The organism is Huintestinicola sp. (assembly GCF_050874005.1).
GTDB lineage: Bacteria > Bacillota > Clostridia > Oscillospirales > Ruminococcaceae > Huintestinicola.
In genome coordinates this window covers 1-23,822 of sequence record NZ_JBNMJV010000011.1, presented here as the reverse complement: position 1 = coordinate 23,822, position 23,822 = coordinate 1, and the positions used below count along the sequence as shown (strand labels likewise).

Sequence of the window (23,822 nt, the reverse complement as noted above, 5' to 3'; positions counted from 1 at the left end):
GTTTCTCCTCACTTAAAAATTGAACCGAATATCTGCTTAAATCCATATTCGCAAAGCTCTGTTTCCGAAAAAGAAAACCGCTTGCGGATAAATTCGCCTTTGCTCTGCACAAGACCGTAAAAGGCAGAAATTTCCGACCAGAGGATATAGACCGTCAGCTCGGGAACGATGCCCTTGCGGACGTTTCCCGACGCTATTCCGCCGCTTACAAATCCGACGAGAGTGTCGTTTATCTCTTCGCCCAGAGCAAATATCCTCTTTGCCGCTTCGGACGGCTCGGACATTTCCGACGGCTTGAAGCCGTTTATTATCTCAGCCGCCAAAGGATAATTCCTATAAAACTCACCCATTGCATCAAAGATTTCCCTGCACCGCTTTTCAAAGTCCGTTTCACGGGAAACGATATCCCTCACCGCTCCGCTCAGCTCCGAAAGCCCCTCGCAAATAAAGCTGTGGAGAATGTCCTCCTTGCTTCGGAAATAGGCATAGACAGTCCGTCTGCTGTATCCCGAAGCTATGGAGATATCCTCGATAGTCGCCGCTTCAAAGCCTTTTTCCGAAAACAGCCTGCCTGCACTTTCGAGAATTTTTTTCCTGTGAACTGCCGCAACTGCTTCATTTTTATTTTCTCTGCTCATAGTATACTCCTGTTATATTTAGTATACTTAGAGTATACCATATAGATATTGGAAATGCAATAGGGTTAACGAAATGTTTACATTCTGCAGGACAGGGCATACACATTTATATTATCCGAAAAAATTTGAGAAATTTTCAAAAACCCCTTGACAAAGGGAAAATAATGTGATATAGTATTAGATGTTGTTTGAATAAATAACAAAGCTATCATATTCTAAAGACAGCAGGTGGCAGTCAGGCTGCAACTATGACTTCCGTAAATCCTGCCGAGGAAAGAGATCGCTGTACTATTATGTTTGTACGCTCCTTTCCTGTACTGCAGGGAAAGGATTTTTCTTTTTTATGAATGGGTAGCATAATTTTCAACTTTTTCGGAGGTGAAATTTTATGCCAAGCGCAAAGATTCTTGAATCCAAGAAGGCAAGAGCTGCCGAGCTTACAGAGCTTGTAAAGAACTCCTGCTCGGGCGTTCTCGTTGACTACAAGGGTATCACCGTTGAGGAGGATACCAAGCTCAGAAAAGAGCTGAGAGAGGCAGGCGTTAAGTACTTCGTTGAGAAGAACACTATGCTCCGCATCGCTCTCAAGGAGAACGGTCTCGAAGATCTCTGCGGCGTACTCGAGGGTACTACCGCTATCGCTGTATGCGAGAACGATCAGACTGCTCCCGCAAGAATTCTCGGCAAGTTTGCTGAGGCTCACGACGACAAGTTCAACCTCAAGGGCGGATTTGTTGAGGGTACTGTTTATGACGCTAAGGGCGTTGAGGCTCTTTCCAAGATCCCTTCCAAGGATGTTCTGCTTGCTCAGCTCGTTGGCTCTCTCCAGGGTCCTATGCAGAAGCTCGCAGCTACACTCAAGTCTCTCGCCGACAAGAAGGCAGAGGAAGCTGCATAAGCATAATTTATATTGCTTTGTGGCGTGAAACAAAAATGTTTCTTAAAACAAAATAAAATTTAAAGGAGATTATTATCATGGCATCTGAAAAGATCACTGCAATTTTAGACCAGATCGATGTTCTTTCTGTTCTTGAGCTCGCTGAGCTCGTTGAAGCTATCCAGGAAAAGTACGGTGTAACCGCTGTTGTTGCTGCTGCAGGTCCCGCTAATAACGGTGGCGATAATGGAGCTGTTGAGAAGACTGAGTTCGACGTTGTTCTCGCTTCCTTCGGCGACAAGAAGATGGACGTTATCAAGGCTGTTAAGGACGCTTGCGGTCTCTCCCTCAAGGAGGCTAAGGAGGCTGTTGAGGCTGCTCCCAAGACCCTCAAGGAAGCTGCTCCCAAGGCTGAGGCTGAAGAGCTCAAGGCTAAGCTCGAAGCTGCAGGCGCTACTGTTGAGCTCAAGTAATCTGAGTTTTGAACATATAACGCTTTTGGGCGGTGCCGATTTTATCGGCACCGCCTTTTTATATATTTTCCTTTTGATTATGATAATTTTAAAGTGAGAGTCAAATTGGAATATGTCGGTCTGATTATTTTGATTAACGAAATTTGGTTTTGCTTAAACCTGTTAGCGAGTAGGCAAAGGGACAACCTAAGGAGAGGGAGAAGAAATAAACCCAACAAAAATGCGGACTTCCCCCTCTCCTACGGTTTTCCCCTTGCGACCTCTTTCCCTACCCTCTCCCCCTTTCTGCATTTTTACAGTTGTACTTTGACTTGTTAACTAAAGTCCTTTGCTTGGTTTTGTTCGGATTTGTTTACCACGACATCTCTTTTTTGCGATTTTCCATTTCTCGGGGTGGGGCATACGCCTATTCGGTTTAGGTCTGCGGTTTGAACTTGTGCCTTTGAAAGTGACCGTGCCACAAATGAGAGGACTTTTACGAAATATCCCAACGAGGTCGCTGCGGGTCGTCACCCGCTGCCTGCTTATCCAGCGTTCCATTATATGCAGGCATAAATTCTTTTAAAAATTCCTCCGCTTCGGGGAGATTCATCTCGTGAATGGCTTCAAGGGTGGATTTTTCCGCATCGGTAAAGTCGGAGTTGCCCATCTGCCGCTCCTCCACACATTTTATCAGGGCGGAAAGCTTATCCGCCGCCTTTACAAGCTTCCAAAGCTCCTTTTCCTCCTCGGTATGTCCCAGCAATGGGCGGTAATACTCCCGCAGATCTTCGGGAAGATAGGAAAGCATTTTCTCCTCAGCCATTTTCTCCACCTTGTCATACTCCGCACGTATCTCCGCATTGTAATATTTTACGGGGGTGGGCAGGTCGCCTGTGATTATCTCGGTGACATCGTGGTACATTGCAAGAAGTGCACAGCGCTGGGGGTCAACATTCCCTTTGAAGCGGACATTTCTGTAAAGGGCAAGTACGTGGGCGATGAATGCCGTTTCAAGGCTGTGCTCGCTGATGTTTTCGGTTATGGTGTTTCGCATAAGTCCCCAGCGGTTTATATATTTCATTCGGGAGATTATGGCGAAAAATTTTTCTTCGTTCATTTTGTTCATTTTTCCTTTCTTGAGAGCTTTGTATTTTCCGCCAGGAAATCTTTGTCGGCAGACAATGAAACAAAACTCGGTGTGAAAATCTTTGATTTTCACACATTCCTTTAATTGGTTATGGTCAATTTGGCTTTGAGGGTATTTTTATGCACTCGCTGCGGGATAATATGCCTATAGATTTTTTTGAAAGGTCTGATATTATTATGCAAAGCTTTGCTCTTGGCGGAAGCTCCCCCTGGTCGTCGACCTCGCCTATAGGACGGTACACCGCCGTATTTCTCGGCGGCGGCGTGCTTTATTCACTTATCGAGATAGTGGCAAGGGGCTATACCCATTGGACTATGACCCTGACGGGGGGCGTGTGCCTGCTCATAATGTACCTGCGCTACGCCCGCCACCCCGAGGACAGCATTCTTTTCAAATGCTTCTTCGGAATGTGCGTGATAACCTTTTTTGAGTTCACCGTGGGGTGCGTGGTCAATGTGCTGCTGGGGTGGGACGTATGGGATTATTCCCATATGTATCTGAATGTGCTGGGGCAGATATGTCCCTCCTACAGCGCAGGGTGGTTTCTGCTGTCATTGCCTGTGGCGGTCATATGCACGGCGGCAGGCAGTCCCGAAAGGCTGAAAACTGCGGAGGGCTAAGCGGCAGTTTCGTATTTACGGGCAACCTTTTTTCTCACGATGATGTAGCATAAAAGGTGGACAGAAGCGGTGATTATCCAGGTGATGGCATAGGAGAGATACACCGTTTCCACCGAGTGATATTCGGGTATTTGAAAAACCGTTGCTATCCAGAGAAGCCGCAGTCCGCAGGCTCCTACAAGGGAAACTATCATCGGCATTACCGAATAGCCTATTCCTCTGAGAGCGCCAACGAGAACGTCCATTATGCCGCAGAGGGCATAAACTCTCGATATATATCCGAGACGCACCATTCCTGCGGCAATTACCTCGGGGCTGTCGGTATAGATACCGAGAAGGGGTTCTCCGAATATCACCGCAAGATTTCCCAGGATAACTCCCACAGCGATAACGCATATCTCGCCGCAGACAAGTATCCTGTTAAGGCGCTTATACTGTCCTGCGCCGAAATTCTGGCTCATAAAGGAAAGGGTCGCCTGATAGAAAGAGTTCATTGCCACATATACAAAGCCTTCGATATTGGCGGCGGCGGAATTTCCCGCAACCACCACGTTGCCGAACAGGTTTACCGAGGACTGTATCACCACATTGGACAGGGCGAAAACTATTCCCTGAAAGCCTGCGGGCAGTCCTATACGCAGTATTGTTCCCAGCTCCTGCTTATGGACACGAAGCTTTTTGAGAATAAGCTTTATGGCTCCCGTCTCTTTCATAAGGCACCTGACCACCAGAAAGGCGGAAAGGCACTCGGATATGACCGTCGCCAGCGCTACGCCCGACACGTCCATTTTAAAAACAATGACGAAAAGCAGGTTCATTGCCACGTTCACCGCTCCCGCCGCCATAAGGTAATAAAGGGGACGCTTGGTATCGCCTATGGCACGAAGCAGGGCGCTGCCGAAGTTGTAGACCATTGAGGCGGTTATTCCCGCAAAATATATCCGCAGATAGTCGGCAGCAAGGTCGATTATCTCGTCGGGGGTGCTCATTAGTTTCAGCATTTCCTTTGCGCCGAATATGCCTATGACGGTAAGGACAACGCCGCTTATAAGGCTGATGGTTATTGATGTGTGAACGGTGCGGCTGAGAGCTTCTTCACGCTTTGCGCCGTAGTTTCGTGCGGCTGTTACGTTTGCGCCTATGGACAGCCCCACAAAAAGGTTGGTGAGGAGGTTTATGAGCGATGTGGTGGAGCCTACCGCCGCAAGGGAGTTATCTCCCGCAAAACGGCCTACCACCACGATATCCGCTGCATTGAAAAGAAGCTGGAGGATACTTGAGAACATCAGCGGCAGGGTGAATATCAGCATTTTTTTCAGTATGGAGCCGCTGCACATATCCATTTCGTATTTTTTTGCGTTTGTCATAAATGTTATCTCCGAATACTTTCAGTATTCTTTATTATATTCAGCTCACCATAATTCCGAGAATAGTAAGAGCTGTTTTGTCGCTGCCTTCGGAAAGCTTTATCTCAATGGTGTGTTTGCCCGTTTCCTTGCCGATGATGACCTGCTGAGGTTCGCCGTAATTGCCCCAGCCGCCCGAAAAATCTGCATCGAGGACGGATTTTCTTTCCCCGTCAACCAGGACATCGTATTTGCCGCCTTTGCCGTCGGTCTGCTTTAAGTAGAATATTCCCAGATTTTGGCACTCGACCTCAAATTTCAGATAGCCCTCTTCCTCGGTGACGAAATTGTCGGAGAAAAGTTCGGGGTAGACCTTATTGCCCGATATCTCAAAGCCGCTCATTTCCGTGGCTTCTGTCTGAGAGGCGCCAAGCATTTTCGCATTTTTGTAGTAATCGGCGGTGTAAGCGTTTGCTGTAAAGGCGGTGTCGGTATCGTCTATATTTTCCAGATCGTCGTAAACGCTGTCAAGATATCTTCCGAGGAGCTGACCGATAAGGCTGTGGCCTGCGTCGTTGGGGTGGATATTATCGGGGGAGATGTCCTTCCAGTTAAGAGTGCCTGCGGCAACCTCGGGATATACCACCTCACGGTAGCTGAGCATTGGCAGGTCATAGGCAAGACCTATTTCCTTATGGACTTCCTGTAAGCTTGTGCCGTCCTCCTGAGTGGTGAATAGAAGGATAACTGCGGGGTCGCCCTCGGCGTTAAGTATCTTTCTTACAAGGCTGTCGTAGGAATACTTGTTCATTACCTTGTCTGTGTCGTTTACTGAAAATTCAACAATGACCACATCGGGCTTTGCGGAAAGGAGCTGTTCATCTGCACGGTGAACGCCAAGATAGGAGTTCGTGCCGCCTATGCCTGCATTCACAAAGGTTATCTCGCTGCTTGGGAATTTATCAGTCCAGTATTTGTGGAAAAGCTCGGCGTAGCAGTTTGCCTGATTGGAGGCAAGGCTTCCCTGGGTGATAGAGCCGCCAATAACGCCTACGGTAACGGGTTCGCCGTTTTCAGCCTTTTTCATTGCGGCGGCAAGGCGGGAACGGTTTCCCTCGTTTAAAAGCGCTCTTTGATACATTTTATCCGTAAGCCCCGCTTCAAGGTCTACAGGCTCGCCGGGAGTCAGGTCGGCTTCGGTGACGGTTTCTGTTGAAGAGGCAGCAGTTTCGGAAACGTTTTCGGGTGCGGCGGCTTCTTCCGATTTGCAGGCAGTCATACTTACGCACATAAGAAGTGCGGCAAGTCCTGTGGTTATTTTTTTGTTCATTGGTAAATTTTCCTTTCAGATTTATATGTATGTATATTATATCACCTTTTTTTCGGGATTTCAAGGCTCGGAAAGAAAATCCTCCGCAGTTATATACAAACTGCGGAGGATTTTTTCAGAACATATTTCTTATAAAGGGCTTGACAAATCAGCACAGATGTGCTATAATATTATTACCGTCGGTTATCTGAGTGTGGTGTACCCCATAAGATACTCGTCTACTGCCTTTGCTGCCTCTCTGCCCTCTCTTATTGCCCATACCACGAGGGACTGTCCTCTGTGCATATCGCCTGCGGTGAACACCTTTTCAATGTTGGTCTTATAGGTGTCGGGGGAGGCGGTAGCTACGTTAGTCCTGGGGTTCAGCTCTACGCCGAATGCATCGGCAATGTACTTTTCTGTACCTAAAAAGCCTGCGGCGATGAGGACAAGGTCTGCGGGGATAATTTCCTCGCTGTCTCTTACCTGCTCCATCTTAGTTCTGCCTGTGGCTTCGTCCTTTACGGGCTGGAGACGAACTGTCTCAATGGAGTTTATATTGCCCTTTTCGTCCTTGATGAACTGCTTTACGGTGGTCTGGTAAATTCGAGGGTCGTGGCCGAATACTGCTATAGCTTCTTCCTGACCGTAATCGGTCTTGTTTACTCTGGGCCATTCGGGCCAGGGGTTGTTTTCCGCTCTTGTGTCGGGGAGCTTGGGCATCATCTCAAGCTGGACTACGGATTTGCAGCCGTGACGGATAGCTGTTCCGACACAGTCATTGCCTGTGTCTCCGCCGCCGATAACTACAACATTCTTGTACTTTGCGCTGATGTAGTAGCCGTCGGAGAGGTTGGAGCCCATAAGGCTCTTGGTGGTTGCCTTGAGGAAATCTACGGCATAGTAAATTCCATTTGCGTCACGTCCCGGAGCCTCGATATTTCGGGGATTGCCCGAGCCGCAGCAGAGTACAACTGCGTCAAATTTCGAGGTAAGCTCCTCGGCGGTTATATCCTTGCCTACGTTCACATTTGTCTTAAACTCTACGCCCTCGGCTTCCATAAGCTTTATGCGGCGGTCAACTACAGACTTTTCAAGCTTCATATTGGGTATGCCGTACATAAGCAGTCCGCCGGGACGGTCTTCACGCTCAAATACGGTGACCTTATGACCACGTCTGTTAAGTCTCTGGGCTGCGGCGAGGCCCGAGGGTCCCGAGCCTACTACGGCTACGGTCTTGCCCGTTCTTACGGAGGGAACGGAGGGCTCCATCAGTCCGTGGGAATAGGCATATTCGATGATGGAATACTCGTTCTCCTTGACGGTAACCGGGTCGCCGTTTAGTCCGCAGGTGCAGGCTTTTTCGCAGAGGGCGGGGCATACTCTCGAGGTGAACTCGGGGAAGCTGTTTGTGAGCAGCAGTCTGCGTGCCGCCTCGTCCATACTGTCGGTATAGATAAGGTCGTTCCACTCGGGGCAGAGGTTATTTAAGGGGCAGCCCGACACCATTCCGTTATGAAGAGGCTTGCCGTACTGGCAGAAGGGTACGCCGCAGTCCATACAGCGTGCCGCCTGCTTTTTTCTTGCCTCCATATCAAGGGGGGTGTGGAACTCACGATAGTTCTTAATGCGCTCGAGGGGTTCGAGACCTTCGTTTTCGGTTCTTTTATATTCTAAAAATCCTGTTGATTTTCCCATAGTAAATCATTCCTTCCTTTCCGTGCCTGTTACTTGGTGTTCTCATAGAATGCGGAGATACGTGCGTCGTCGGGGTTCATACCCTCGGCTGTGAACTTCTTTATGCTGTTCATCATCTTCGCATAATCGTGGGGAATGATCTTCTTGAATTTGGGAAGATATTCGTCAAAGTTATCGAGTATCTCTCTGCCTCGTACAGAACCTGTTGCCTGCGTGTGCTCCTCGATAAGGGATCTGAGTTCGTCGATATCCTCCTGCTCGGTAAGCTTGGAGAAGCCTACGAGAGCCTTGTTGAGCTTAGTGTAAAGGTCGAATTCCTCGTCAAGGACATAAGCGATACCGCCGCTCATTCCTGCCGCAAAGTTCTTGCTTGTTTTTCCGAGGATAACTGCACGTCCGCCTGTCATATACTCGCAGCCGTGGTCGCCTACGCCCTCTACTACAACTGTTGCGCCCGAGTTTCTTACGCAGAAGCGCTCGCCTGCGATACCTGCGATGAACGCCTTGCCGCTTGTTGCGCCGAAGAGTGCAACGTTGCCCACGATGATATTATCGTCTGCCTTGTACTTTGCCTCCTTGGGTGCATAGAGCACAAGTTTTCCGCCTGAGAGGCCCTTTCCGAAGTAGTCGTTGCTGTCGCCCTCAAGCTCAAGGGTGAGTCCCTTGGGAATGAATGCGCCGAAGCTCTGTCCGCCCGAGCCGTGACACTTAACAACATAAGTATCGTCCTCGAGAGTGTTGTAATATCTTCTTGTTATCTCGGAGCCGAAGAGGGTGCCGAGAGTTCTGTTAAGGTTGCTTACCTTGATATCAATAGTCTTAGGCTCCTTCTTTTCGAGAGCTTCCGACATTGCAGGGATTATGACCTTTTCATCGATTGTCTCGCCCAGCTTGAAGTCATATGCGTCGCCGGGGATAAAGTGAGAAGGTGTGTCGGTTCCTGCATAGGGATTATCGAGAATTTCCGACATATCTATCTTTGCTGCCTTGCTTCCCTCGGGGAAGTCCTTCTTTACAAGGAGGTCGGAACGGCCTACAAGCTCGTCAACGGTGCGTATACCGAGCTTTGCCATATACTCACGCATTTCTGTTGCTATAAAGCGCATAAAGTTTACGATATACTCGGGCTTGCCCTTGAAGCGCTTTCTCAGCTCGGGGTTCTGTGTGGCAACGCCTACGGGGCAGGTGTCAAGGTTACATACTCTCATCATTACGCAGCCCATTGTTACCAGAGGAGCGGTGGCAAAGCCGTATTCCTCTGCGCCCAGCATTGCGGCGATAACTACATCTCGTCCTGTCATCATCTTGCCGTCTGTTTCGATAACGACCTTGGAACGGAGACCGTTCATAATAAGAGTTCTGTGAGTTTCCGCAAGTCCAAGCTCCCAAGGCAGACCTGCGTTGTGAATGGAGCTTCCGGGTGCTGCGCCTGTGCCGCCGTCATAGCCCGAAATGAGCACTACCCCTGCGCCTGCCTTTGCAACGCCTGCGGCAATGGTGCCTACGCCCACCTCGGAAACCAGCTTAACGGAGATACGTGCGTCCTTGTTGGCATTTTTCAGGTCATAGATAAGCTGTGCCAGGTCCTCGATGGAGTAGATATCGTGGTGAGGAGGAGGGGAGATAAGAGCCACACCGGGTGTGGAGTGACGGGTCTTGGCTATCCAGGGATATACCTTCTTTGCAGGCAGATGTCCGCCTTCGCCGGGCTTTGCGCCCTGTGCCATTTTTATCTGGATCTCCTTTGCGGAGGTGAGGTATTTCGATGTTACGCCGAAACGTCCCGATGCCACCTGCTTGATGGCAGAGCATTTATCCTCCGGCATTCCTGCGGTGATTATTCTTTCAAGGTCCTCGCCGCCCTCGCCGCTGTTGGACTTGCCGCCTATCATATTCATTGCGATCGCCATACATTCGTGGGCTTCCTGAGAAATGGAGCCATAGGACATTGCACCTGTTTTGAAACGGTGCATAATGCTTTCTACGCTTTCTACCTCGTCAAGGGGTATGCCGCCGTCGGGGGCGAATTTAAAGTCAAGGGTGCTTCTGAGGGTGAGATTTCTCTCCTCGGCGTTAAGATACTCGGAATATTTCTTGAAAAGGCTGTAGTCGTTTGTCCACGCTGCCTGCTGGAGAAGATGTATAGTCATAGGATTATACATATGCTCCTCCTTGCCGCTTCTGGACTTATGGCTGCCTACGCTTTCCATTGCATCGTTTACGGTAAGGTCTCTGGGGTCGAATGCGGCATCGTGGCGGGCAATTACCTGATCGCTGATATCATCAAGGTCTATGCCGCCCACCCTGCTGACGGTATCGGGGAAGAATTCATCGCACACGCTCTTGGAGATACCGAGAGCCTCGAATATCTTGCTGCCCTGATAGGACTGGATCGTGGAGATACCCATTTTAGAGGCTATCTTTACAATGCCGCTGACAATTGCCTTGACATAGCAGTTGAGCGCTTCTGTATATTCCTTGTCGATAGCCTTGCCAGAGGTAAGCTCATAGAGAGTATCCATTGCAAGATAGGGGTTTACGGCACTTGCTCCGAAGCCCAGAAGGGTTGCAAAATGATGCACCTCGTAAGGCTCGGCAGTTTCAACGATTATGGAGATGGCGGTGTTCTTTCTTGTCTTTACAAGGTAATTTTCAAGGGCTGCAACGGCAAGGAGAGAGGGAATTGCAAGGTGATCCTTATCAACACCTCTGTCGGAGAGGATAAGGATAGATGCGCCTGTCTCGTGAGCCTTGTCTGCCTGTGTATAAAGGTTTTCGATCGCCTGCCTGAGGGTGGAAGTGTCCTTTTTGTAGAGCATTGAGATGTCTGCGGTTTTAAGTCCCTCAATGTTGGCGGTGCGAATTTTCAGAAGGTCGAGGTTTGTAAGAACGGGGTTCTTTATCTGGAGTACACGGCAGTTCTTTTCGTCCTCCTTGAGGATATTGCCCGAGGTGCCCAGATATACCGATGTATCGGTGATGACCGACTCTCTGATAGCGTCGATGGGGGGATTTGTTACCTGTGCGAAAAGCTGCTTGAAATAATCAAAGAGAGGGGGATTTTTCTTTGAGAGCGGGGGAATAGGAGTATCTACGCCCATTGCAGCTGTAGGCTCTGAGCCGTTTAACGCCATTGGTATCATTGTGCTTCTGATAGCTTCATATGTATAACCGAAGGCGTGCTGAAGTCTTTCAAGCTCCTCTCCCGAATATCTGAGAGGCTTCTTGTTGGGGATATTGAACTCGTGGAGAGAGTAGAAATTGTGGTCGAGCCACTCGCCGTAGGGCTGTCTCTTGCTGTAGTAGTCCTTTATCTTCTCGTCCTCGATAAGCTCGCCCTTTACGGTGTCCACAAGGAGCATTTTTCCGGGGTGGAGACGTTCCTTTTTAACGATAGTCTCAACAGGGATATCAAGTGCGCCTACCTCTGAGGAAAGGATAAGATATTTTCCGCCCTTATTATCGTCGGTGATGTAATAACGTGAGGGACGGAGACCGTTTCTGTCAAGCACAGCTCCTACAAGGTCGCCGTCAGAGAAGATAATGGAGGCAGGGCCGTCCCACGGCTCCATCATTGTTGCATAATACTGATAGAAAGCTCTTTTTTCACGGCTCATTGTTGTCTGGTGCTGCCAGGGTTCGGGGATAAGGGTAATTACGGCAAGGGGAAGGTCTACCCCTGCCATTGTCATAAATTCAAGAGTATTGTCAAGACGTGCGGAGTCGGAGCCTGTTACGTCAAGGATAGGAACGATATCCTTCATTCTGTCGCCGATATAATCGGACTTTAATACGGACTCACGGCTGAGCATTTTATCCACATTTCCCGTAATGGTGTTTATCTCGCCGTTATGCACCATCATACGGTTGGGGTGGGAGCGCTGCCAGCTGGGGTTGGTGTTGGTGCTGAAACGGGAATGAACGATTCCTATTGCGCTGTGATAGTCCTCGCAGTCAAGGTCCTTATAGAATTTTCTCAGCTGGTCTACAAGGAACATTCCTTTATATACTATTGTACGGCTTGAGCAGGAAACCACATATGTCTCCTTGTCTGCCTTTTCAAATACCATTCTTGCGATATAAAGCTTTCTGTCGAAGGGGAGTCCCTTTTCGCAGTCAGCAGGCTTTTCAATGAATGCCTGATAGATATTGGGCATACTTTCAAGTGCCTTGGAGCCTAATACGGAGGGCTCAACGGGAACTTTTCTCCAGCCTAAAAATGTAAGCTTTTCATCGGCAAGCACCTTTTCAAAGGTTGCCATTGACTTTTTCAGCTTGTCCTCGGACTGGGGGAAGAAGAACATAGCTATTCCGTATTCTCTCTTGCCGCCGATCTTTATTCCTTCCTCGGCGCATACCTTTGAGAAGAATGTGTGGGATATCTGGAGAAGTATTCCCACGCCGTCGCCTGTTTTTCCCTCGGCGTCCTTTCCTGCACGGTGCTCGAGAGTTTCAACGATCTTGAGGGCGCTGTCAACTACCTTGTAGTCTGCCTCGCCGTTCATATTTACTACTGCGCCTATTCCGCAGTTCTCGTGCTCGAAGCGGGGGTCATAGAGTCCCTGCTTTGCGTATGGTTCCTGTACTCTGTAGTTGTCCATAGCCATTACTCCTTACTTTCTGCTATACTCTGAAAGCCGAAACTCTCCCTGAAAAAGCCCGGCTTTTTCGGCATATTATAATTCTATCACAGGAAATTCTCCTTGTCAATACAATTTTGCAAGTTTTAATAAAAATCTTGCATTTTGACTTGAAATATCATACTTTTAAGGGGGTTTTTGCTCAATTTATGAAAAAGTTATAAAATGATGTGTCAAAAATACGGCTCGGAGGGGTAAAAAAATTGACCCGAAAGCAATTTTACTTTCGGGTCGGGTGACAACATATTTACAATTTGTATTGTTATTTGATTTATTACTCAGAGTATTTCGAGTCTATTCCCAGATATTCCTCTAAAGTAAGTCCGCTGTCGTACACCTTTTGGGCGGTATCTGTGCCAAGGTATCTTATATGCCACGGCTCATACATATATCCCGTAACGCTTTCGCCGTTTTCGGGATAACGGATTATAAAGCCATATTCGGCGCAGTGTACTTTTAACCAATCGTATTCGGCGGTGTCGGCAAAGGTGATGTCAATGGTGTTGAGATCAAAGGCAAGTCCTGTCTGATGCTCGGAATGTCCCGGACGGGCGGAATATCTGTCGGCTTCCGATTTGCCGCTTTTTTCCACATATCTTTCGTACAGCCCTGCCTGATAATCATAGGAGCGGAAGCCTGAGGATATGTAGATATTAAGTCCCTCTGCGGCTGCGGCGGACTGCATTTTGTCAAAAGCTGCCTGTGCGTCGGGGTCTACGCCCGGGTTATAGTCGGGAGGAAGGGCATAGGTCTTATTGGCGATAAGTATGCCGTTTATGTAGGTAAGCTGTGTGTCGCTTTCGCTGCTTTCGGCAGGTTTGGTTTCCTCCGGCTCGGGTGCGGCGGTGACGGTGACACTTACTTCCGCATATACATCGGGAGATACGGCGGACTGCACCTTTATTATACATTCGCCCTCGGATATGGCGGTGATATTGCCTATATCGTCCACCCGGGCTACGCTTTCGTCCGAACTGCTCCATATCTCCGATTTATCGGAGGCGTCCTCGGGGTACATTGTCACTATGGGCATTGAGCTTTCGCCCGCTTCAAGGGTTATCTCGTAATATGTAAGGTCTATGGCGGTTATTTCTATGCTGTCGGGGTCATTTTCTTCCTCTTCGGTCTGTACGGGAAGCTCTATGGGAGGTTCCTCGGAGTCTGTCCAGGTCTCGGCAGGCTTTGCGGTCTCGGTGACTGTCTCAGCAGTCTCCGGATCTGCAGAAACGGATTCGGTCTCGGGTGCGGCGGTCTCATCAGCAAGCGGCTCGGAAGATACTACATTATCTCCGCCTGCGGGAAGAGCGTCTGTTTCATCGGGAAATTCCTCAACGGAAGTGCAGGCAGCAAGCGCAAGGGCTGCCATAACGGCGGCAGAAATTTTAAGCTTTTTCATTTTATGTATCTCTTTTCTTTATTTCTTTTATTTTATTCGGCGGGTCCGGAGGAGGTGGTTGTTTCGGCAGAAGTGCCGGCTGCGGTTTCCATAAAGTCGTAATTATCCTCGTCTATGGGCAGGGGCTGTACATCGGGAGTGGGAGGCAGGTCAAGACCGTCTATGCGGTGCTCTTCAAGGAAATTTTTCCAGAATTCTACGGCGTGGTCGTAATTTACCTGCATTTTTTCCTTTTTCATTCCCATTGTGTCCACAGGCTTTCTGAACGACACGTAAAGGTCGGTATCGTCTACGGTGTCCGCTCCCAGCATATCCATAAAGTCGGTCCCTGCAAGGCGGTAGCCTATTTCCTCGGCGTAGGGGTCATCCGGGAATATCTCACGGCAGTCCATAAAAACGTCCTCAAGTGCGCCTATGGACTGATATGCGTCCTTGTCGCCTATTATCATTACCACATTGCCCGACTGGAACTCGCCGATAAGCTTTGTGCGGTCGCTCTGGGCATAATAAAGAGACGCCATTGTTTCATCGGCATAGCCTGTGGGGACATAATAGAGACGGGCAAGCGGCTCGCCGTCACCGTTGTAGTCGGGACAGTATTTGCTCCAGAGGGCGGTAAGCTCTCCCGAATAGTAGCTCATATCATAATCGGCGGCAATGTACATCGACTGCACGTCGGGGCGTTCCTTGCGGATAAAGTCATATATGAGAAATGCTGCAAGGGCGACAAGCATTATTCCCACAATGATAAAGGCTTTGTTATGATAAAAGAAGTTGCCTATCTTTTCCCAAACGGTATAGGTGCGGACTTCTTCGGGTACAGTCTCGATATCCTCCTCGGAAATTACGCCCTGCTTTAGCTTCATTAGCTCTATACGTTCCTGTCTCAGCTTGTCCTCGTAGGCTTTGCGCTGCTTTTCCTCACGCTTTGCTCTTTCTTCGGCTCTTCTTGCTTCCTCGGCAAGCTCCGCTTTTCTGTCGGCGGCGTCTATCTCACGGACTGTCTGTAAGAATGACTTGGGCCTTTCGCTTTTTTTATCCTTGTTTTCATTGCTTTCGCTGCTCTCGTTTTCGGTGTTTTTTTCCTTATCTTCCATTTTGCACCTCTGTGTATAAAGATATAAAAGAGGGGAACGCTTTGCGCCGTTCCCCCCGTATTTGATTTTTTATGTATGAGTCTATTATATCACAGGTTTGTTTTTTTTGCAAGGGGTAATTTAGTGATTTAAAGATAATAGATCACCCCTTTCCGCCAAAGCGAAAAGGGGGACGGATCCCGGGCTTGGATAAACTTCATTGCTTTACCGCTCCGAAAACGAAATAGCTTGTCACTCCCTCTGGATATGCCGCTTTGCTGTAGGGCAGCCCGGAAACGGTCATTGAATTTCCGTGGTCAAGCTCGGAAACGTTACAGTCAAGGAGAGCGGAAAGTCTCACGAAGGTCTCCACGGTCGGCGGTGAATCGGTGTTGTCATTTGTCATTGCGGCGATCGCAGCGGTATCACAGTCAAATACGGCTCTGCGTGTACATTCGTCCATTCTGTCCGCATCGTGTGGTTCAAGGTAATGAGAAAAATCCGTTGAGAACACAAAAAAGCAGTTCTTTTCTGCGGATATCTCATTTAAAAGCTCCGAAAGCTGTCGGGGGATATCATCATCTGCCTGCCCCGAAATAAGCACGCAGGCTATCTGCGCATTCGGAAAAAATCCGGCGGCAAAGGGTATGAGCCCCGAAGCGGAATGGTCAGTCTCAAGCATACTGTCGTCATATGCCGCTCCCAGCCTTGAGGAGAAAAGCTCCGACAGCTCTCTGTCGTTTTCCAGAACGCCGAAGGGCGTGTTCCAGTCGGCAAGAGAGGTTATGATATCATTTCCTTTCGGCTCGTGTATGGGGGCAACTATCACCACCGTATCTGTACTTTCCCGTGTCTCTGCGGCTGTCCGGAATGCGGAGGATATCATTTCACCTGCAAGAAGATGATGAGGAACGGTGGCGCACATAAGCTGTCCGCCTGTTTCATATGTGCGGTTCATACCGTCTAATGCGCCGAATTCCTTTTCATTGTAATAGAGACATTCAAGCTGTCCGAAGCTTTGCTTGCTTTCCGTCAGGACGGTTTCGGACAAAACGCTGCTTTCGTCTGCTATACAGGTATCGCTTTGCTCACCCTCATTCTCCGCACAGCCCCACATAAGGAGGACGGTGCAGAGAATTACAGCGGTCATTTTTTTGTTTTTCATATTACTTTACGGTTATGGTCTGAGTCTCGGAAATGCCGCACACATTGTCCCTGCCGCAGGCATAGGCACCCTCTGCCACAAATTCGCCGGAAACGGCTATGCGGAACTTATACCCTGCTTTGCCGTCCTTATTGGTATAAAGAGTTACCGTCTGCTTTGAGCATCTCCAGCTGTTATTGTCCACATATCTTCCGCAGGAGGGGATAATGTCGGTAACATAGCAGTAAGGCTCGGAAGTGGTGATATTTACCGTTACAAGAGCGCCGGGTCTGTATCCGCCCGAACCGACTGAAAGGGTCTTGGTAACGCCCAGGTCTTTCTTTTTGTTTATATCGGTCACTCTGCCGCTGTAGTTCATAAATGTGCGGATATTTCCCGAAACGGCTTTGAAGTCCGCAGACTTGAACTGCTCCTCGCCAAAGCCTATGCAGGTGCCGAAATGGCGGTCAAGGGTCACAAGCTTCTCCTCATTTCCGCTGTTATAGCTGAAAACAGCATCGGTATCCGAGTCGGCGCTGTAGTGCTTCAGATAATAGATAAGCTCGGGTGCTGCGGTGTCATATACATATTCGGTATTCACTATATACCGTGCCATTTCGTCTGCCTCGGGAAGTCCCGAAGCTGCTGCGGCAACAAGGGCATATTTGGTATATTCGAGGGTATCTGAGCCTTTTATGCAAAGCTGTGTGCCGTCGTCGGTCTCAGTTCTTTCGGCATCGGCAAGATACCCGGAGAGATATCCCGAAGCAGTCTCGCAGTCTCCTATAACTGCAAGGGCGGCTATGAGCTTTATCCTGTCAAGTCCCTCAAATCCGCTGTTTTCATCGGCAAGGATACGGCGAAGCTGTATCATCACAGGCTCACCCATTGCGGCAAGTCCCAGATATGCGTCGGCAACGTCCGCAGCGGCGGAGTCTCTGTCGTTGATGATCGTATAATAGCTATCCACAGCCAGACTTCTGCCCATTAACTCGGGTACTGCCGCAAGAAGCCTTGCTGTGAGCCCGGCATCCCCCTCGGAAGCGTCAAGGAGCTTGACAAAGCCCTTGCTGTCAAGGTTTACTTTACATTCGAGATATTCTTCCTCGGTGATAAATCCGAACTCCTTCATTGCATACTTTGAGGCGATAGTCGTATCGGTCCTGCTGCCGTAATATTCCGAAAGCTTATAGAGGACATCGGTATAAAGCATATAGTCCTTGTTGAAAAATGTGATACGCACGGGCCATCTAAGGGAATCGGCGGAGTTCAGCTCCGAAATATCCGATACCATCATCACGGGCACCTCAAGAAGTGTTTCCCGAACGTCAAATGTGTATTCCGCAGCGTCCTTTCCGTTTTCTCCCTCGGTCTTGAAAAGTGCCTTATACTCTCCCTCGGGCAGCTTGCCAAAGGAAACGGAGTCCCCGGATTTTCCCGAAAGGGTCTTATTTACGCCGTTTCCGCTTACTGTTATGCTGACGTCCTCTGAACCGTGAAGATTTGCGGCAAGCACCACGTCATCGCCTGTATGGAAGCTGTCGGGCATTATTGGCGTAAGGAAAACAGGCTGCTTTACAACAACGGGATATTTGGTATTTCCTGCATAGACTGCGCTGCTCTTGCCGCTTTCCTCTCCTTTGGTATATGATACTGCAAGGGCAGTCGCTCTCCAGGTGGTGAGGTTGTCGGGAAGCTTAACGGTAAAATGCGCCGTTCCCGAGCTGTCGGCTGTACTTTCGGAGAACATTGCCGTATCCTTGAAGTCCTTGCGGACTGACCAGTCGTCGTCTCCTCCACCCTTTTCTCCGCCGCCGTCACGGTCGAGAGTGTGCTGGACATAGCTGAAATATTCCGTTACAGAGGGTATGTAAATGCTCTGGTAAAGTTTTCCCAGAACATCTGCGTTCTGCTCGCCCATAGCAAATGCTGCTTCGTCCACCACGCTCAGAAGCACTGACGCTCCTTCCGCAGGCTTTCCGTCCTCATAGCAAGCCTTGACGGTCACCTCGGCGGTATCTCCGGGAAGATATGTCTCCTTGTCTGCCGAAACATCAAGGGTTATCTTTCTCTCCGACGGGTCGAAGTTGAAGTTCATCCAGTATTCGTGGACGGGATATACGTGTCTGCCGTCAAAATATGCGCCGCAGACATTTACTGTGGGGATACATTCACGGGTCATCGTATATTCAAATCGGGAGTCTGTATAGATCCTGCTGTCGGTGAAGTCATTTCCGTGGACTGTAAAAAGTATCCTTCCCTCGCATTTTTCATCTTCGGTGGAATAGTTCCTTTTCAGAGTAAAGGGAACAGACTTGTTTTCCGTAAATTTAAGATCATATACGTCATTGTATTCGTCGGCTTCAAAGGTGTAATATCTGTAGGAGCTTTCGTTTGAATAATAAGAGCCGTATCCGCAGGGATAATATTCGGAAACAGTATTCCTGCCCTTGCTGTCCTTCCACGAGAGGGAAATTTTATAGCTGCCATCGTCTTTCTTGATAGGAACATCTTTGATAACGGCTTTTCCGTTTTCGGTCTTTACCTTATATTCGCCCAGGTCTTCCGTCACAGTTTCATACTTATATTCGGTAATGTTTTTCTTCTGCAGAAAATCATAATGGCTGCCGCTTTCCGTCTTTACATAGTAGGTATGAGTAACCTCGGCGGTTATTTCCGTATCTGCGGGAGCACCTCTGAAAACATCGTAGTTGTCATATTCATATACATATCCCTCGGGAATATTGTCAAGGGTAACGTAATTTGCAGTAAAGGCAAGTTCGCCTGTTTCCTTGTCCCATTCACACTCTGCCATAATATCACGGCTGAATGAGTAAACAGTCTTATGACCTCCGCTGTATACGTCCTGCACTCCCGATATTGTGGCATTGATATAATTTCCTGAGAGCCTGAAATACTCGTTGTCTTCCAGTTTTACCTCTGCCTTTGCATATCCGTTTTCATCGGTCACTATTTTTTCGGGAGAGACCACCGTGACCCCATAGTTATTTATCTCAAATCCAAGTCCCTCGGCAGGCGTTGTGTCATAGAAAGCTGCGTTTATTTCCACCGGAACAGTTTCGCCGTCATACAGTATCACATAATCCGGAGCGTCCACATATACGGTATATATCGGCTTGTCGTAATCCTGAATGGATACGAATTTGGTGCAGAGCTTTGTGTCTCCCGAATAGAGGGCGACCATACTTCCCCAGGAATTGGTATGGTTTTTATATGTAAACTCTGCGGTGAAGGTACCGTCCTTGCCAAGAGTCACATCTTTGCTGTCAAGAACGGTTTCGTTATCGTCCCAATAACGTCCCTCGCCGAAAACAAGCTTCAGATCACCCGGGAGAGTCTGATCTGCCGTTCTTGACCTGATAACGCCCCATACCTGCACGGTATCGGAAGTGAGATAGGTCTCTCTGTCGGTAAAGAGATACATAAAATAGCTGTCTCTCGGGTCCTTGGCACCGTCGGGAGAGTAGCTGTAGATATCCGCATAGGTCTTTCCGTTATAGGTGATCTTTAAGATACCTCTGCCGTAAGTTTCCTCGGGGATATCCATAAACGCAAGACCGTCTCCGTCTGCTGCGGCGGTATAGCTGCCATTGTCTGTGGTAAGCTCGATCTTTGCGCCCGAAGCGGCATTTCCCGAATTTGTATCGTTTATGAAAAACTGCGCCTGTCCGGGAAGTCCTGCACTATATACGGAAACTGTGCTTATCTGGATATGTCTTTGTATCTTGGTTACATTATTGCCCGACTGTGCGTTTATTTCCGCAAGGTACCAGCCCTCCTCCAGATCATCGGGAAGCATAAGGAAGTTGGGAGAATTATAGTGATCTCCGCCCTCACGAAGACGGCTCTTTTCCGAATAGACCTTTGCAAGTCCTCCGGTGGATACCTCATTGCCGCTTTTTGACTGCGCAAGGGAGCTTATATATTTGTCCGGACTGTCAATACGGTAGATATCCACATTAAAATCCGTATCCAGATAGTCATCGGAGCAGAATATCTCCACGACGGTGAGATCGCCAGGTACAAAGGTCTCGGTGCTGTCGGCGGTATAACAGTAGCTTTTGCTGTAGTCCTTCGAGGTCTTGAAGCAGAAGCTGTGATCCTCCCCGAGAACAGTATTGTCCTTTGATGGCAGACCCTTTTTCAGGGTAATGGTGTAATTCTTATCCTCTTCAAGGGACTTGTCGGGAATGAAATACAGCGTGGAAAGGTGGCTTTCAAGCCGTCCCGCAACATCCGGCGTTATCTCAAAATAATCCTTTGCGGCGTCGGGGTCGACCTCTGAGCTGAAAGTGATCTCGATACCTGTGTCGATATGTACATAGTCGCTGCCGTCAGCGGGATATGTCTGCCTCACTTTGAATATATCCTCTGTCTGGAACGCCCATTTATAAAGACTGTCTCCGCTGCCGTTTTTGAGCCCGAGCCTTACAAGTTTACCCGAGGGCAGTTCCTCAGAGGGCTTGATGAGAAAAGAATTATCCTTCTCACCGGCTGTTACGTCAAAGGGAACGTCGGGAGAAAGGGTTATTGCATCCGATAGTGTTTCTTCGGAAACGGCTCTGTCAAGAGTCAGCATAAAGGAGCTTTCACAGCCGATAAGTCCTTCGCCCTTATCCTCGGTTGGCTCAACGGAAAGTATTTTGCCCTTAAATGCCTCGGTCAAAGGCTCTGACGATGATGTCTCTGCCGAGGTGACCGGTGCTTCGCTTACAGTCTCTGTGCTCTCCGAGACCGATGCTTCGATTTCCTGAGAAGATGTTGCTGCGGATATTTCCTCGTCTGAAGGGGCATTGTTCATACAGCCCGAAAATACCCCTGACGCCATTATTACTGCCGTGAGAAGTGCAGCAAGGCGCTTATGCGTTGTTTTGTTCAAATCTATCCCTCCATACATTATTGTCATTGTCGGCTGCGGCTATGTCCGCAGACGGCTTTTTCCGCTCCCGGGAATAATACCAATTGTTAAAAACAATTATATCATATATTATTATTTTTTTCAATGTTTTTGAAAAATATTCCGATTTTTTATGCGGCAAGGTTAAAACGGATATATAAATACAGTTTTTTCGTATATCACTTACTAATAAAACAGAAATGCTGACAATACAAACAGCAGCATAAAACAGTATTTTACGCTGTTTTATGCTGCTCCGTTAATTTCATATTCAAGTTAAATATTTTCCTGCGGATTCGGTCACGGCAAGCCCTCCACAGCTTGTTTCTTTAAGAGAGCCGTGCATCAGGATCCCAATTCGTTTCATACTGTCGATCACATCGTCGGGTACTACTGCGCTTCGTATACCTGCCAATGCCAGCTGGGCGGAAGTGATGGCATTAACGGCACCATACGAATTTCTTTTTATGCACAGAACTTCCACAAGTCCCGCCACAGGGTCGCATACAAGACCCAGCATATTTTTAAGTGAAAGTGCGGCTGCGTGCATAACAGCTTCGGCATCTCCGCCCTGCAAATACGCAAGTGCTCCCGATGCCATTGCGGCGGCTGAACCGATCTCTGCCTGACAGCCTCCTGCGGCGCCTGCAATAAATGCATTTTCGGCGATCACTTTTCCAATGCCTGCTGCCACATACAAAGCTCGCACCATCTGCTCTTCGCAGGTATTATGCTCCTCCGCATAGCTTAACAGCACCGCAGGGAGGACACCGCAGGCGCCTGCGGTGGGAGCTGCCACAATTCTTCTCATACAGGCATTGGACTCTCCCATTTTTATTGCCTTTTCCATAACCTTGCCCACAAAGGGACCGCAGATATTTTTATTCTGAGCATTATACTTATGGAGCTTTTCGCCGTCTCCGCCTGCTCTTTTGCTGGCAGAACGTAGACTGCCGTCATAGCTTTCGTCAGCCGCCTTCATTGCCAGGTACATTTCAAGCATTTTGTTATAAGACTCCTCAGCTGTCCGTTCGCTTGCTTCCATATCCTCCTGCTGTATTATTTCCCACAGCTCTTTGTTAAGCTTAACCGATAATTCCTGCAATTCTTTTAATGAATGATATTCCATCATATAATAAAACTCCTTTACCGGCAGCCATTTGTCCGATATGGAAAATGCACTTTGCTTTGCACATTATACCGGACATTGTGACGAATTTTATACTTCGATATATACTTCATAATTCATATTAAGTCGCAGTTGACAAATACTTATTTTGTGGTACAATCCTTTGGTAATATGACTTCTGTCCTGCTTTCTCGGCAACAAAATCAACCTCAAGGGTCTTGTTCTTTCCCACAGTCACAGTGTAACCACGTCGAAGCAGCTCAATATAAACGATGTTTTCAAGCACCTGCCCGATATCCCTCATATTGTTTCCGTACACAGCTTCACGGATACCGTGATCGGTAAGATATATCTTTTCCTGGAACTGCAGAATGTTCTTTCCGATAAGCTCCTGCCTTGAAACCAGATGAAAGAGGCAGGCACTCTGACAGTAATCAATATAGTTGTAAAGCGTTTCGTTGGAAATGCTTCTGTTCTCACTTTTCAGATACTTTGTAATGCTTGAGGCAGAAAACACATTGCCGATATTACCGATAAAATACATCAGCATTCTTTTGAACTGCTCAACATCCCGTATCTTGTTCCTGGATACGATATCCTTTATCATTATGGAATCATAAATATCGCTCAGATACTGCTTTTTATCGTTATCCTCCAGCGGAAACTGATAAAGAAACGGCATACCGCCCCACTGCATATAAGTGTGGAACACTTCCGCTTCGGATCTTTCGGGCAGCATCAGCATTACTTCCTTGAAAGAAAAGGGATACACGTTTATTTTTACATAACGCCCGGCAAGATAGGTTGCAAGCTCGCCCGAAAGAAGCTTGGCATTTGACCCCGTAACATAAATATCACAGTCAAAATCTATCATACAGGAGTTTACAAGCTTTTCCCAGCCGCAAAGTTCCTGTATCTCATCAAGAAAAAGATAGATCTTTTTTCCCGCTCTTTCACATACTGTTTTGATATGCTCGTAGGTGCTGTCAACGCTGCTGACGTAACTTACAGCTTTTGACTCAAAGTTGATTGAAAGAAAACGGTCTTCCGATATGCCATTTTCTTTTAGTTCGTCCTGTATAAGCGTCAGCATAACGGATTTTCCGCAGCGGCGAATACCTGTCAGGACCTTTACTATGTTCTGCCCGATGAACGGACGAATGCGTTCCATATACATTTCTCGCTTTATCATGGTCTTCATCTCCTTACATATATTATAACACAAATTATAAGTGATAATCAAGTGGTTTTTAAAAATAGTTTTCGATATAACGAAATCTGATGAGAATTTACAAAAAAATCTCATTATAACAAATACCGCTCCCATATTTGGTGTATGGGAGCGATAAATTTATCCTAATGCTTTTGAAATTGCATCGGCAGAGGCGATCTTGGAGTTGTATTCAAGATGGCTGTAAAAGTTTGCGGT

The 23,822-nt window shown here is 48.1% G+C and carries 15 protein-coding genes and 1 other annotated feature; of the genes, 3 read left to right on the top strand and 12 right to left on the bottom strand.

Annotation, left to right across the window (positions count from 1 at the left end; translation table 11 throughout):
* Positions 1-8: 8 nt before the first annotated feature.
* Positions 9-638, bottom strand: a complete 630-nt coding sequence (locus ACR0QN_RS05530) for a TetR/AcrR family transcriptional regulator (protein WP_432650202.1) — start codon at positions 636-638, stop codon at positions 9-11.
* A gap of 197 nt (positions 639-835) precedes the next feature.
* Positions 836-984 (top strand) — a sequence feature (ribosomal protein L10 leader region).
* A gap of 42 nt (positions 985-1,026) precedes the next feature.
* On the opposite strand from ACR0QN_RS05530, the gene rplJ reads away from it, so the two are divergent.
* Positions 1,027-1,536, top strand: a complete 510-nt coding sequence (rplJ, locus tag ACR0QN_RS05525; RefSeq protein ID WP_432650201.1) for a 50S ribosomal protein L10 — start codon at positions 1,027-1,029, stop codon at positions 1,534-1,536.
* A 77-nt stretch (positions 1,537-1,613) separates the two neighbouring features.
* Complete coding sequence (rplL, locus tag ACR0QN_RS05520; protein WP_432650200.1) at positions 1,614-1,988, top strand: 50S ribosomal protein L7/L12; 375 nt, start codon at positions 1,614-1,616, stop codon at positions 1,986-1,988.
* Between the two features lie 475 nt (positions 1,989-2,463).
* Here the strand turns inward: rplL and yfbR are convergent, their stop codons facing one another.
* Positions 2,464-3,087: a 5'-deoxynucleotidase gene (yfbR, locus tag ACR0QN_RS05515; RefSeq protein WP_432650199.1), complete on the bottom strand. Its 624-nt coding sequence runs from the start codon at positions 3,085-3,087 to the stop codon at positions 2,464-2,466.
* Positions 3,088-3,293: 206 nt separating this feature from the next.
* Between yfbR and ACR0QN_RS05510 the strand changes: the two genes are divergently transcribed.
* Positions 3,294-3,737: a putative ABC transporter permease gene (locus ACR0QN_RS05510; protein WP_432650198.1), complete on the top strand. Its 444-nt coding sequence runs from the start codon at positions 3,294-3,296 to the stop codon at positions 3,735-3,737.
* On the opposite strand, the gene ACR0QN_RS05505 is transcribed toward ACR0QN_RS05510, so the two are convergent.
* The 10 genes from ACR0QN_RS05505 to ACR0QN_RS05460 form a co-directional block, all read right to left on the bottom strand.
* Positions 3,734-5,104 carry an MATE family efflux transporter gene (locus ACR0QN_RS05505; protein ID WP_432650197.1) on the bottom strand — a complete coding sequence of 457 codons (1,371 nt, stop codon included), beginning with the start codon at positions 5,102-5,104 and terminating at the stop codon, positions 3,734-3,736. The two genes, ACR0QN_RS05510 and ACR0QN_RS05505, sit on opposite strands and share 4 nt — an antisense overlap.
* A gap of 40 nt (positions 5,105-5,144) precedes the next feature.
* A complete protein-coding gene (locus ACR0QN_RS05500; protein ID WP_432650196.1) occupies positions 5,145-6,413 on the bottom strand; it encodes an SGNH/GDSL hydrolase family protein in 1,269 nt (422 codons plus the stop codon).
* Between the two features lie 183 nt (positions 6,414-6,596).
* A complete protein-coding gene (locus ACR0QN_RS05495) occupies positions 6,597-8,090 on the bottom strand; it encodes a glutamate synthase subunit beta (protein WP_432650195.1) in 1,494 nt (497 codons plus the stop codon).
* A 29-nt stretch (positions 8,091-8,119) separates the two neighbouring features.
* Positions 8,120-12,691, bottom strand: coding sequence for a glutamate synthase large subunit (gltB, locus tag ACR0QN_RS05490; RefSeq protein WP_432650194.1), 4,572 nt, complete (start codon positions 12,689-12,691; stop codon positions 8,120-8,122).
* 313 nt (positions 12,692-13,004) lie between these two features.
* The gene (locus tag ACR0QN_RS05485; RefSeq protein WP_432650193.1) at positions 13,005-14,126 is read right to left on the bottom strand and encodes a D-alanyl-D-alanine carboxypeptidase family protein; all 1,122 of its coding nucleotides are present in this window, start codon (positions 14,124-14,126) and stop codon (positions 13,005-13,007) included.
* Between the two features lie 32 nt (positions 14,127-14,158).
* On the bottom strand, positions 14,159-15,223 hold the full coding sequence (locus ACR0QN_RS05480; protein ID WP_432650192.1) for a hypothetical protein: 1,065 nt from the start codon (positions 15,221-15,223) through the stop codon (positions 14,159-14,161).
* 196 nt (positions 15,224-15,419) lie between these two features.
* Positions 15,420-16,367: an AmmeMemoRadiSam system protein B gene (gene amrB / locus ACR0QN_RS05475; RefSeq protein ID WP_432650191.1), complete on the bottom strand. Its 948-nt coding sequence runs from the start codon at positions 16,365-16,367 to the stop codon at positions 15,420-15,422.
* A 1-nt stretch (position 16,368) separates the two neighbouring features.
* Positions 16,369-21,246 (bottom strand): Ig-like domain-containing protein, encoded by a 4,878-nt coding sequence (locus ACR0QN_RS05470; RefSeq protein WP_432650190.1) that lies wholly within the window; start codon positions 21,244-21,246, stop codon positions 16,369-16,371.
* A gap of 289 nt (positions 21,247-21,535) precedes the next feature.
* Entirely contained in the window at positions 21,536-22,396 is an 861-nt protein-coding gene (sdaAA, locus tag ACR0QN_RS05465; RefSeq protein ID WP_432650189.1) for an L-serine ammonia-lyase, iron-sulfur-dependent, subunit alpha, read from the bottom strand.
* 118 nt (positions 22,397-22,514) lie between these two features.
* Positions 22,515-23,585: an ATP-binding protein gene (locus ACR0QN_RS05460; protein WP_432650188.1), complete on the bottom strand. Its 1,071-nt coding sequence runs from the start codon at positions 23,583-23,585 to the stop codon at positions 22,515-22,517.
* Between the last annotated feature and the right edge of the window lie 237 nt (positions 23,586-23,822).